The sequence below is a fragment of the Sinobaca sp. SA16-1 genome, assembly GCF_059510515.1.
Map to the genome: position 1 here is coordinate 30,782 of NZ_JCAKFL010000008.1, position 12,123 is coordinate 42,904.

A 12,123-nucleotide genomic window follows, 5' to 3' on the forward strand; every position below is an offset into this window, starting at 1 on the left:
CCAGACAGTTTTCAAGACGTGAAGGATGAAATTCATGCTTTATTCATGATATGATTAAAGCCGGGTATTCACCCTATTTTTTAATGTATACTGAGATAATGAATTTTTGGGAGGCTTAAGCGATTCTGATGCATGACGATATTGAGAACATACTAATTAGCGAAGAAGAGATCCAAACCAAGATTAAAGAGATGGGAAAAGCTATCTCAGCAGAATACGATAACCGTTTTCCGCTGGTTGTAGGAGTTTTAAAAGGGGCTCTTCCTTTTATGGCTGATATAATTAAAAGAGTAGAAACGCATCTGGAAATTGATTTTATGGATGTTTCCAGCTACGGTAAAAGCACTGTATCTTCAGGGGAAGTTAAAATTATTAAAGACCTTGATACAACAGTGGAAGGTAGAGACGTTATCATTTTGGAAGATATTATCGACAGCGGCATTACGCTTAACTATTTGATCAAGCTGATAAAGCACCGCGGTGCAAAGTCGGTAAAGATCATTACGCTGCTTGACAAGCCGGATGGCCGAAAAGTCGATCTTGTACCGGATGTAGCAGGCTTTATCGTGCCGGATGCGTTCGTGGTGGGGTATGGTCTTGATTACGCAGAACGGTATAGAAATCTTCCATATATAGGGGTACTAAAACCGAAAATTTACAACAATGAGGCAGCGGCATCAGAAGTTTTATAGAACACCGCCAGTGCTTACAGAAGGAGGTCAGGAATGAATCGAATGTTTAGAAACGTCGTGGTGTATTTGCTTTTGTTTTTGGTCATTATCGGTATTTTCAGCTTTTTGAGTGGGGATCAGACCACTACAGAAGAAATGAGCACCACCGAATTGATAACCAAGCTTGAAAATAATGAAATTGAGTCAGCCACCCTCCAGCCTGAAGGAGAAGTGTATTTAGTAGAAGGCCAGGAACAGGGCATGGAAGAAGAGGAAGCATTTGAAGCCTACCTTCCAATGACCGATGAGAATACCCAGCTGATACTAAACGCTCAGGGCCCGGATGGAAATGAGCTGACGATCAATACACAGCCGGCAGATGAACCAAGTATCTGGTCCAACCTGCTTGTTACCGCTATTCCGTTTGTGATTATTATTCTATTATTCCTATTCCTCTTCAGCCGTGCTCAAGGCGGCGGAGGCGGCGGAAACAAAGTGATGAACTTTGGTAAGAGTAAAGCCAAGCTGTACCAGGAAGATAAGAAAAAATCCCGCTTTAAAGACGTAGCTGGTGCAGATGAAGAGAAACAGGAATTAATTGAAGTAGTAGACTTCCTGAAAGACCCACGCAAGTTCGCCAATATGGGAGCACGTATTCCAAAAGGTGTTCTTCTTGTAGGACCTCCAGGTACTGGTAAAACACTTATTGCACGTGCAGTAGCAGGTGAAGCAGGCGTACCATTCTTCACAGTCAGTGGTTCAGACTTTGTTGAGATGTTTGTCGGTGTCGGTGCTTCCCGTGTACGTGATTTGTTTGAAAACGCGAAGAAAAACGCTCCATGTATCATTTTCATTGATGAAATTGACGCAGTAGGGCGTCAGCGTGGAGCCGGTGTCGGCGGCGGCCATGATGAACGTGAGCAGACGCTGAACCAGCTTCTTGTTGAAATGGATGGTTTCAGTGCAAACGAAGGTATCATCATGATTGCTGCAACAAACCGTTCCGATGTACTTGACCCTGCCCTTCTTCGTCCAGGACGCTTTGACCGCCAGATTATGGTAGGTCTTCCTGACGTAAGAGGACGCGAAGAAGTGCTTCAGGTTCACGCCCGCAACAAACCGCTTGCAAATGACGTTAACTTAAAAGCGATTGCCCAGAGAACACCAGGATTTTCCGGTGCGGATCTGGAAAACCTGTTAAACGAAGCAGCGCTTATTACTGCCCGCGGTGACATGGACAAAATTAGAATGAGCCATGTAGACGAAGCTATTGACCGGGTTATTGCCGGTCCAGCTAAGAAAAGCCGTGTTATTTCGAAAAAAGAAAGACAAATCGTTGCTCATCACGAAGCAGGCCACACGGTGGTCGGCGTGAAGCTTAGAAACGCGGATATGGTTCATAAAGTGACGATCGTTCCACGTGGACAAGCCGGCGGTTATGCCGTTATGCTTCCACGAGAAGACCGTTACTTTATGACAAAACCTGAACTGCTGGATAAGATTGTCGGCCTTCTCGGTGGACGGGTAGCAGAAGAAGTAATGTTTAACGAAGTAAGTACAGGCGCCCATAACGACTTTCAGCGCGCCACTGCGATTGCCCGGAAGATGGTAACGGAATACGGTATGAGTGATAAGCTCGGGCCGCTTCAATTCGGTTCCGGTTCCAGCGGCCAGGTGTTCCTCGGCCGTGATATGCAGAATGAACAAAATTACAGCGATGCAATTGCTTATGAAATCGACCAGGAAGTTCAGCGCTTTATTAAAGAATCCTATGAGCGCTGCAGACAGATTCTAACAGAGCACAAAGACAAGCTTGAGCTTGTTGCACAGCAGCTGTTGGAACTGGAAACTCTCGATGCAGAGCAGATTGAATCGCTCGTAGAAGAAGGCAAGCTTCCAGACAATCACCATTTAAACAAAAGTGATGATGAAGTGGAAGTAGTCAAACAGCCTGAACAAGAAGATTCTGCAGAAGAAGATGAAACAAAAGAGACGTCTTCTTCAGACAATGAAGATGACAACGGATCCTCTTCGGAGGAGGCTGCTGATGCTCAAAATAAGGATGAGCAGAAAGAAGCCAATCCCGAAAATCCAAAGGAAAATGCAACCCCTTGGACAAACGAACCGCCGTCTGATGAAGACCGAAAATCATAACAGATCGAAAAGAGATGCCCTTCGAGGCATCTCTTTTAACGTAAGGCAGATTATTTGAAATGACAGGGGACTAATATGATACTGGGAATGGATATTGGAAACACAACCATTACGTTCGGCGTATTTAAAAACGGCACCCGGCTTGATACGTGGCACCTTTCTTCCGATCAAACAAGGACGGTCGATGAATATGGTCTTCAACTTGTTTCTTTCTTTCAGTTCAAAAGCTGGAAAACAGAAGAAATAAGCGGTATTATCATTTCATCTGTTGTTCCGTCTTTAATGAATACAATGAGCCGGCTTTGCAGAGAGTATTTTAACCTCGCTCCTTTAGTCGTTGGCCCGGGAGTGAAAACGGGGTTGAATATACGTTACGAAAATCCGAAAGAAGTTGGGGCAGACCGTATTGTTAACGCGGTAGCAGCTCTTCAGAAAACACAGCCTCCTTTGATTGTGGTCGACTTTGGAACCGCCACAACATTCTGCTATATCGATAAAAACAGCCAGTACCAGGGAGGCGTTATTCTTCCAGGACTCGACCTTGCCACACAGGCTTTATATGAAAAAGCGGCCAAGCTGCCAAAAATTGAATGGAAACAGCCTGCCCGCGTGATTGGAAAAACTACCGTAGAAGCGATGCAGGCGGGCATGTATTACGGATATGCTTCCCAAGTAGATGGCGTTATCCGGAAAATAAAAGAAGAACAGCAGTCAGAAGCGTATACGATTGCTACAGGATCAACGGCCAAATGGCTTCAGCAGGAAACAAACGAAATAGATGAAATAGATGAAGATCTAACTCTTGCCGGCCTCTATGCCATCTATCAAAAGAATATAAAAGAATGAGACGAAAGGATGTTACAACACATGAGTGATTATCTAGTAAAAGCAACGGCATTTGATAATAAAATCAGGGCTTATGCGGTTAATACCACCGATATGGTAAATGAAGCTGTCCAGCGCCATCAGGCATGGCCGACAGCAGCTGCTGCCCTGGGACGTGCCATGACTGCAGGCTCGATGATGGGGGCCATGCTTAAAGGAGAAGACAAGCTGACGATAAAGATTGAAGGCGGAGGCCCAATGGGACCCATTATTGTAGATAGCACCTCGGACGGCAATACGCGGGGCTATGCTCATAATATGCAGGTTCATTTTGATTTGAATCCACACGGCAAGCTCGATGTAGCCCAGGCGGTTGGTACCGGAGGTCATATGGCTGTGGTAAAGGATCTTGGGATGAAAGACCATTTTACCGGAACCGTGCCAATTGTTTCCGGGGAACTCGGAGAAGATTTCACCTATTATTTTGCAGCTTCCGAACAGGTCCCTTCTTCTGTCGGCCTGGGGGTTCTCGTTAACCCTGACAACAGCATTAAAGCGGCCGGCGGGTTTATTATTCAGCTGATGCCGGGTGCGGAAGAAGAGACGATTGAGGCGTTGGAAAAACAAATTGAAAACATGCCTCCAGTTTCAAAGCTGATCGAAAAGGGTAAAACACCTGAAGAAATGCTTCAAACTATTTTTGGGCAAGATATCAACTTCCTGGAAAAGCATGATGTTTCCTTTTCCTGTCATTGTTCAAAAGAGCGCATTACAAATGCCCTCGTTTCTCTGGGAAGTGATGAAATTAAAGATATGATCACAGAAGACGGCGGGGCCGAAACCCAGTGCCACTTCTGTAATGAAATATATAACTTTGATGTGCCGGAGCTCGAAGAAATCCGCGGCGAAGCAGAAAAAAAAGAAAATCGTGTGCAATAAATGCATAAAGGACCTGGTCATTTGGTGATCAGGTTCTTTTTTTAAAAGGGAAGGAATACTCAGAAAATAGAAAACGCCTGTATTGACACCGTTTTAAAAGACTGATAATATATAATCAATAAAACCAATGAAATTACTTGGTATTGTCGAGGAGGATATTTACATGAGAGTAGCAAATAACGTTTTAGAACTAATAGGCCAAACACCGATGGTGAAGCTTAACCGCCTTACGGGGGAAAATGATGCTGATGTGTATCTGAAGCTTGAATTTATGAACCCGGGAAGCAGTGTAAAAGACCGTATCGGTATGGCTATGATTGAAGCTGCAGAGAAAGACGGCAGACTTAAAGAAGGCGATACGATTGTAGAGCCTACAAGTGGAAATACAGGCGTCGGCCTTGCTATGGTAGCCGCAGCAAAAGGTTATAAATCTATTCTGGTTATGCCGGAAACAATGAGCATGGAGCGCCGCAACCTGCTTCGTGCCTATGGTGCTACGCTGGTACTGACACCAGGACCTGCAGGAATGGGCGGAGCAATCAGCAAAGCGCACGAGCTGGCAGAGGAAAACGGTTATTTCATGCCGCAGCAGTTCGAAAATGAAGCCAACCCGGCTATTCACCGTGAGACAACAGGTAAGGAACTTCTGGAGCAGGTAGACGGCCAGATTGATTCTTTCGTTTCCGGTATTGGTACAGGCGGGACAATTACAGGGGCAGGCGGACTGCTTAAAGAGCACTATCCCGATATGCGTATCGTAGCTATTGAGCCGGCGGATTCTCCAGTATTGAGCGGAGGACAGAAAGGCCCTCACAAGATTCAGGGTATTGGAGCAGGCTTTATTCCTGAAATTCTTAATACTGATATTTATGATGAAGTTGTACAGGTAACAACAGAGCAGTCATTTGAGTATGCACGCCGTGCAGCAAGAGAAGAAGGGATTCTCGGCGGTATTTCTTCCGGCTCTGCGATCTATGTGGCGCTTCAAGAAGCGAAAAAGCTTGGCAAAGGCAAAAAAGTAGTTGCCATTATTGCAAGTAATGGGGAACGGTACCTCAGCACGCCGCTTTACAACTTTGAAGACGAGCAATAAAATAAAAGAAACGGGAGCAGGGCTAAACGGTCCTGCTCTTTTTATTTTGACCAAAGGGGGAGGACGATGAGACCTCAATTAGCACCACTTCCGGCTGCAAGCGATGCATACCGGGTGTCCGGACGGGCTTTGGATTTTCCGGAACACCGTTTTTTTTCAGCGTACGCGTCTTTAAGCAGCACCTGCGAGTATCACGTGATTTTAGAAAGTGGGCAGAGAGGCCGCTATAGTATTGCCGCCCTGCACCCTTTTGCTTTATTTACAGGAAAAGATAATCAGCTAACGATTGAGACAGCAGAAGAAACCATTCTAAAACATGGAGACCCGCTTCTGCAGATGAAAGAATGGATGAAAGGATACGCCACGGAGACCCTACCGGACTTTCCGGATTTCCAGGGTGGACTCTTTGGATTCATCAGCTACGACTATGTGAGGTATATTGAACAGCTGGAGGAGACGACAGCAGATGATTTGGATACGCCGGACTGCTTTTTTCAAGCGTTTCAAGAAGCGGCCGTGTACGATCACGAAGAAAAAAAGCTTTGGGTGCTCCGTCTGACAGGTGCCGAAGAAAACGATAAGGATCAACTCGATTACATGATGAGCAGCTGGCTGGCTGCGACGAAAAAAGACCCGACTGTAGAGCCGGCTTATACTGTAACGGATGACGTAATGACAGAAGAGGCTTCCTGGAAAGAGACTGAATTTGCTGAAGCGGTGGAAGAGGTGAAAGAATACATTGCCCAGGGGGATGTATTCCAAGTGAACCTTTCCCTTCGGCAGGGAAAGCCGCTTCGAAGCGATCCGTTTCATATTTACAAGAAGCTGAGGGAAATTAACCCTTCTCCTTATATGGGGTATTTTCATACGCCGGATTTCCAGCTTGTAAACGGCTCTCCTGAGCTGCTTATCAAAAAGCGCGGAGAGGAAGCTTCCACCCGGCCGATTGCAGGCACCAGATCCAGAGGGGCGGATGAAAAGGCCGATCAGGAACTGGGAATAGAACTACTTACTACAGAAAAAGAGCGTGCTGAACATATTATGCTGGTCGATTTAGAGCGTAATGACCTGGGAAGAGTCTGCCGTTTCGGCTCCGTGGAGGTAGACGAACTAATGGTGATTGAACGGTATTCCCACGTGATGCACATTGTTTCCAATGTTAAAGGTATACTGGCTGATCACATGGACGTCTATGACATGATCCGGGCGGCTTTCCCCGGGGGGACGATTACCGGTGCTCCTAAAGTGAGGACAATGGAAATAATTGAGGAACTTGAACAAGTCCGTCGAGGCGTTTATACTGGCTCTATTGGATGGATTGGGTATAATGGAGACACTGAATTAAATATTGCCATACGCACGATGATTACAAAAAACGGCATGGCCTACGTGCAGGCGGGAGCAGGAATCGTTATTGATTCCCATGCTGAAGCAGAGTATAAAGAATGCCTGAAAAAAGCAAAAGCACTATGGACCGCAAAAGAGCTGAGTGAAGAAGAGATGAGCAGAGGAGGAAGTGTACGATGATTTTAATGATTGATAATTATGATTCTTTTACCTATAACCTTGTGCAGTATCTTGGAGAAATGGGAGAAGAACTTGTTGTAAAACGAAACGATCAAATAACAATTGAAGAAATTGAAGCCATGGCACCTGATTTTCTAATGATTTCCCCGGGACCTTGTTCGCCGGACGAAGCGGGAATCAGCATGCAGGCCGTGGAACATTTTGCTGGTATCATCCCTATATTTGGTGTCTGCCTGGGTCACCAATCGATTGCCCAGGTATTCGGTGGAGATGTAGTCCGGGCAGACCGTCTCATGCACGGAAAAACGTCCGAAATGCATCACAATGAGGAAACCGTGTATAAAGGACTCAACAATCCATTTACGGCGACAAGGTATCATTCGCTGATTGTTAAAAAAGAAACGCTTCCCGACTGCCTGGAAATTACCTCGTGGACCGAAGAGGGAGAAATTATGGGCCTTCGCCATAAAGAGCTCGCAGTAGAAGGTGTTCAGTTTCATCCTGAATCTATCATGACCGATGTAGGAAAAACCATTTTAAAAAATTTCATTTCTACTCACAGCCTTCCACAGGGAGTTTAAAAAATGTTTGTATTGCAAAATGGAACAATTCAGGAGGCGGGCGAAGCCCGTCTTTCTGTATTTGAACACGGGTTTATGTATGGGCTGGGCCAGTTTGAAACATTTCGGGTGTACGACGGCCACCCTTTTTTATTGGATGAACATATGCTCCGGCTCGAACGCGGCCTCCGTGAGATGAATATTAAATGGACGTACGAGCGGGCGGCCGTCACAGCGCAGATCGAGAAGGTCTTATCAGCAAACAAGTGGGAGAATGCATATATACGGTTTAATGTATCAGCCGGTCCGGGCCCATTAGGACTGGAGCAGTCATGCTATGAGCACCCGGAAGTGATTATTTACGGGAAACCACTGGAGAAAAGAACTGGAGTCCAGCTGTCGCCGAAAAGGGCTCAGATGCTGCAGACAAGAAGAAATACCCCGGAGTCAGACGTGCGCTTGAAATCCCATCATTACTTTAACAGCATTCTCGGTAAAAACGAGATACGGGGACTCCCAGATACAGAGGGGCTGTTTCTTACTCGGGAAGGGTATGTAGCTGAAGGGGTAGTATCCAATGTGTTTTGGCGGAAGGGAACGACCCTTTATACTCCCGCTGTTCAAACTGGTATTCTGCCGGGCATTACAAGAAAAGCTGTTATGATGCTGGCGGAAAAACGGGATTATTATATTCGGCAGGGTTGTTTTCCTCAAAGTATGCTGTTGGAAGCTGAAGAAGCCTTTGTCACAAATTCGATTCAGGAGATCAGCCCGCTGCTGGGGATTAATAAATACAACTACCCATGTCATTCAGAGCTGTCATATACACTGGCTGAAGATTATGCAGAAATCAGGCGGTCTGCCTGGTCGTTTAAGGATTTACTATAGAAAATAAGCAAGGAGCAATGATAATGAGCGGTATTATCCAATGGGGAAAGCACTCTCTCGATCTTTCACAACGAACCTATATAATGGGCATACTTAACATTACACCGGATTCTTTTTCGGACGGCGGCCGGTACAATCAAATTGAGAACGCCATCGACCGGTCCCGTCAAATGATTGAAAACGGAGCGGACATTATAGATGTAGGCGGGGAGTCCACGAGACCGGGCTATGAACCGGTCTCTGCTGAAGAAGAGCTTTCCCGTGTGCTGCCGGTTATTGAGGCGCTTACTGCCCGTTTTGATGTTCCTGTTTCCATCGATACGTATAAAGCGGAAACGGCAAAGCAGGCAGTGGCTGCAGGAGCTGGAATCATCAATGATATCTGGGGCGCAAAAGCGGACCCTGATATGGCGGCGGTTGCGGCATCGTGCAACGTGCCAATCATTTTGATGCATAACCGACATAACAAGGAATATACTGACTTAATGGATGATATGAAAAAAGATATTTTTGAAAGTGTGAATATATGTAAAAAAGCTGGGGTAAAGGAAGAGTATATTATCTTAGACCCTGGAATTGGATTTGCTAAAACATATGAACAGAATTTAGAGGCAATGCGCCGGATGCGGGAATTTACAGAACTGGGTTACCCGGTTCTGCTTGGAAGCTCACGAAAGTCCCTTATTGCTAAAACATTGAACCTGCCTTCTGCCGAAAGGGTGGAGGGGACTGCTGCAACAGTAAGCCTCGGCATTGAGCGGGGGTGCAGTATTGTCCGCGTCCATGATGTGCTGGAAATGAAGAGGACAGCTCTTATGATGGATGCAATGCTGAGAAATGAAAGGATGAGCGAGCATGGATAAAATTTATATTAAAGGAATGGAGTTCTACGCTTACCACGGAGTATTTCCTGAAGAGAATAAACTCGGCCAGCGCTTTCGTGTTGACTTAGTAATGGAAACCGATTTAAGAGAAGCGGCCCAGGAAGATAACATCGATAAAAGTGTAAACTATGGGGAAGCATTTGAAACGGTAAAACGAGCGGTCGAAGAGAACACATACGATTTAGTGGAAACTATAGCAGAACAAATTGCATCCAGCCTGTTTGCTTCCTTTTCAATTATTGAGCGCGTAACAGTAAAGGTAATTAAGCCTGATCCGCCGATTCCGGGCCATTATGAGCATGTAGCTATTGAGATTACGAGGACTAGATAAGTGCCTAAAGATATTTATCTAGGTGTGGGTTCTAATATCGGTGACCGCATGGAGGCGCTGAAAAAAGCAATAGAGCTTTTGCAGAAAGCAGAAACGATAACCGTACTGGAGTGTTCTGATGTTTATGAAACAAAGCCGGTAGGTGTTACAGATCAGGCTGATTTTTTGAACATAGCGCTGCGCGGCACGACGTCGAGTTCTCCGAAAGAACTGCTGCATATTACGCAGAGCATTGAAAAAGAAATGGGCCGAACAAAGGATATACGCTGGGGACCCCGTAATATAGACCTTGACATTTTGCTTTATAATGATGAAAATATTATGATGGAAGAGTTAGTTATTCCTCACCCAAGAATGGAAGAAAGGGCGTTTGTCCTGATCCCTCTATTGGATATTACATCGAACTCAAGAACAGCGGAAGTAAAGAAATGGCTAAACCGTCTGCCGCCGGAAGAAAAAGCGGGAGTAAGCCTGTATAAAGAAACGGGCGGCTGGCTGACATAGTGCACTGCTAGATGGATCCCTTAGAAACCAGGGGAAATAAAGAGTGTCTTGTTCTATAGAACAAAGCAGCAACGGGGGCTGGCCCTAGAAAGGTTCAGCTCCCTTAAATATGATTAAAAACGTAAGCCGGGGAGAGATAGCTGTGAGTGAAGAAATAGAATACAATGATCAAATGATGGTTCGAAGAGAAAAGGTAGCACGAATGCAGGAAGAAGGAAAAGACCCTTTTGGAGAACGATTTGACCGCAGCCATACCGCGGAATTGGTTCAAAAGGAATTTGGGGAGTTTTCAAAAGAAGAACTTGAAACAAAAGATACGGTATTAACATTAGCTGGACGTGTAATGACAAAACGAGGTAAAGGAAAGGCCGGGTTTGCTCATATACAGGACTTAAGCGGCCAGGTACAGATATATGTAAGAAAAGATGCAGTAGGAGACGAAATGTATGAGCTGTTCGAGGATCTTGATATCGGCGATATTATCGGAGTAGCCGGTACGGCTTTCAAAACAAAAGTAGGAGAGCTTTCAGTGAAACTTTCTTCTATTAAACTTCTCTCGAAGTCGCTGCGTCCGCTTCCTGATAAATTCCACGGACTTAAAGATGTAGAGCAGCGCTACCGTCAGCGCTACCTGGACTTAATCGCCAATCCTGAAGTAAGAGATACTTTTGTTCTCCGAAGCAGAATTATGCAGTCGATGAGAAGGTATCTTGATAATAAAGGATACCTGGAAGTGGAAACGCCTATGCTTCATTCTATTCCCGGTGGAGCTTCCGCCAAACCGTTTGTGACTCATCACAATGCGCTTGATATGGAGCTTTATATACGAATAGCGATCGAGCTGCATTTAAAGCGTTTGATTGTCGGAGGCCTCGAAAAAGTATATGAAGTAGGCCGTGTGTTTAGAAACGAAGGGATATCCACTCGTCACAACCCCGAGTTTACGATGATGGAACTTTATGCCGCATATACAGATTACAATGATATTATGGATTTAACAGAAAGTTTAATTGCACATATTGCTCAGGACGTTCTAGGCAAAACAAAGGTTGCTTACGGAGAACTGGAAGTGGATCTGACACCGAAATGGCGCAGGCTTCATATAGTAGAGGCAGTAAAAGAAGAAACCGGTGTGGATTTCTGGAAAGACATGAGTGATGAAGATGCCCGTGCACTTGCTAAAGAACACAACGTTCCTATTAAAGACAGCATGTCCTTTGGTCATGTGGTAAACGAGTTCTTCGAATACTTTGTGGAAGAGAAGCTCATTCAGCCTACTTTTATTTATGGTCATCCTGTAGAAATTTCTCCATTGGCTAAGAAAAATCCGGAGGATGGAAGATTTACAGACAGATTTGAGCTTTTCATTGTAGGGCGCGAGCATGCCAACGCGTTTACAGAATTAAATGACCCTATCGATCAGCGTGAGCGTTTCGAAGCTCAAGTGCAGGAAAGAGAGCAGGGAGACGATGAAGCCCATATGATGGATACGGATTATTTGGAGTCAATGGAATACGGGCTTCCTCCAACCGGCGGTCTTGGTATCGGAATGGACCGGCTTGTAATGCTTCTGACAGACTCTCCTTCTATTAGAGATGTATTATTGTTTCCGCAGATGAGAAACCAGCAGCATAATGAATAGATAGAAGCGGGAAAGAGCCGGTGTGCAGGCCGGCCTTTCTTTTTTTATATTTTTTTAGAAAATGTAGAAAAAACACTTGTCAGTTAAGACGTACGATGATATATT

General features: G+C 45.3%; 12 protein-coding genes. All 12 read left to right on the forward strand.

Annotated features, from left to right (window positions below; all coding sequences use genetic code 11):
• The first annotated feature begins 128 nt into the window (after positions 1–128).
• Positions 129–692, forward strand: a complete 564-nt coding sequence (hpt, locus tag AC5W2J_RS17070) for a hypoxanthine phosphoribosyltransferase (RefSeq protein WP_496060661.1) — start codon at positions 129–131, stop codon at positions 690–692.
• Between the two features lie 33 nt (positions 693–725).
• Positions 726–2,825 (forward strand): ATP-dependent zinc metalloprotease FtsH, encoded by a 2,100-nt coding sequence (gene ftsH / locus AC5W2J_RS17075; RefSeq protein ID WP_496060662.1) that lies wholly within the window; start codon positions 726–728, stop codon positions 2,823–2,825.
• Between the two features lie 75 nt (positions 2,826–2,900).
• Complete coding sequence (locus AC5W2J_RS17080; protein ID WP_496060663.1) at positions 2,901–3,671, forward strand: type III pantothenate kinase; 771 nt, start codon at positions 2,901–2,903, stop codon at positions 3,669–3,671.
• A gap of 21 nt (positions 3,672–3,692) precedes the next feature.
• Positions 3,693–4,589 (forward strand): Hsp33 family molecular chaperone HslO, encoded by an 897-nt coding sequence (gene hslO / locus AC5W2J_RS17085; protein ID WP_496060664.1) that lies wholly within the window; start codon positions 3,693–3,695, stop codon positions 4,587–4,589.
• Positions 4,590–4,752: 163 nt separating this feature from the next.
• Positions 4,753–5,682, forward strand: a complete 930-nt coding sequence (cysK, locus tag AC5W2J_RS17090; protein WP_496060665.1) for a cysteine synthase A — start codon at positions 4,753–4,755, stop codon at positions 5,680–5,682.
• Positions 5,683–5,748: 66 nt separating this feature from the next.
• On the forward strand, positions 5,749–7,209 hold the full coding sequence (locus AC5W2J_RS17095) for an anthranilate synthase component I family protein (RefSeq protein ID WP_496060666.1): 1,461 nt from the start codon (positions 5,749–5,751) through the stop codon (positions 7,207–7,209).
• On the forward strand, positions 7,206–7,790 hold the full coding sequence (pabA, locus tag AC5W2J_RS17100) for an aminodeoxychorismate/anthranilate synthase component II (RefSeq protein ID WP_496060667.1): 585 nt from the start codon (positions 7,206–7,208) through the stop codon (positions 7,788–7,790). The genes AC5W2J_RS17095 and pabA overlap by 4 nt, the downstream gene beginning before the upstream one ends.
• A gap of 3 nt (positions 7,791–7,793) precedes the next feature.
• The gene (pabC, locus tag AC5W2J_RS17105; protein WP_496060668.1) at positions 7,794–8,657 is read left to right on the forward strand and encodes an aminodeoxychorismate lyase; all 864 of its coding nucleotides are present in this window, start codon (positions 7,794–7,796) and stop codon (positions 8,655–8,657) included.
• A 17-nt stretch (positions 8,658–8,674) separates the two neighbouring features.
• A complete protein-coding gene (folP, locus tag AC5W2J_RS17110) occupies positions 8,675–9,520 on the forward strand; it encodes a dihydropteroate synthase (protein ID WP_496060669.1) in 846 nt (281 codons plus the stop codon).
• A complete protein-coding gene (folB, locus tag AC5W2J_RS17115; protein WP_496060670.1) occupies positions 9,513–9,872 on the forward strand; it encodes a dihydroneopterin aldolase in 360 nt (119 codons plus the stop codon). The genes folP and folB overlap by 8 nt, the downstream gene beginning before the upstream one ends.
• Positions 9,873–10,376 carry a 2-amino-4-hydroxy-6-hydroxymethyldihydropteridine diphosphokinase gene (folK, locus tag AC5W2J_RS17120; RefSeq protein WP_496060671.1) on the forward strand — a complete coding sequence of 168 codons (504 nt, stop codon included), beginning with the start codon at positions 9,873–9,875 and terminating at the stop codon, positions 10,374–10,376. It begins immediately after the preceding gene.
• 142 nt (positions 10,377–10,518) lie between these two features.
• Positions 10,519–12,018 (forward strand): lysine--tRNA ligase, encoded by a 1,500-nt coding sequence (lysS, locus tag AC5W2J_RS17125; protein WP_496060673.1) that lies wholly within the window; start codon positions 10,519–10,521, stop codon positions 12,016–12,018.
• The last annotated feature ends 105 nt before the right edge of the window (positions 12,019–12,123 follow it).

What these genes read in the sequence shown, in the direction of transcription:
- AC5W2J_RS17080 (WP_496060663.1), top strand. Translation starts at nt 2,901, where the DNA reads ATGATACTGGGAATGGATATTGGAAACACAACCATTACGTTCGGCGTA.
- pabC (WP_496060668.1), top strand. Translation starts at nt 7,794, where the DNA reads ATGTTTGTATTGCAAAATGGAACAATTCAGGAGGCGGGCGAAGCCCGT.
- folP (WP_496060669.1), top strand. Translation starts at nt 8,675, where the DNA reads ATGATAATGAGCGGTATTATCCAATGGGGAAAGCACTCTCTCGATCTT.
- hslO (WP_496060664.1), top strand. Translation starts at nt 3,693, where the DNA reads ATGAGTGATTATCTAGTAAAAGCAACGGCATTTGATAATAAAATCAGG.
- AC5W2J_RS17095 (WP_496060666.1), top strand. Translation starts at nt 5,749, where the DNA reads ATGAGACCTCAATTAGCACCACTTCCGGCTGCAAGCGATGCATACCGG.
- cysK (WP_496060665.1), top strand. Translation starts at nt 4,753, where the DNA reads ATGAGAGTAGCAAATAACGTTTTAGAACTAATAGGCCAAACACCGATG.
- folB (WP_496060670.1), top strand. Translation starts at nt 9,513, where the DNA reads ATGGATAAAATTTATATTAAAGGAATGGAGTTCTACGCTTACCACGGA.
- ftsH (WP_496060662.1), top strand. Translation starts at nt 726, where the DNA reads ATGAATCGAATGTTTAGAAACGTCGTGGTGTATTTGCTTTTGTTTTTG.
- hpt (WP_496060661.1), top strand. Translation starts at nt 129, where the DNA reads ATGCATGACGATATTGAGAACATACTAATTAGCGAAGAAGAGATCCAA.
- pabA (WP_496060667.1), top strand. Translation starts at nt 7,206, where the DNA reads ATGATTTTAATGATTGATAATTATGATTCTTTTACCTATAACCTTGTG.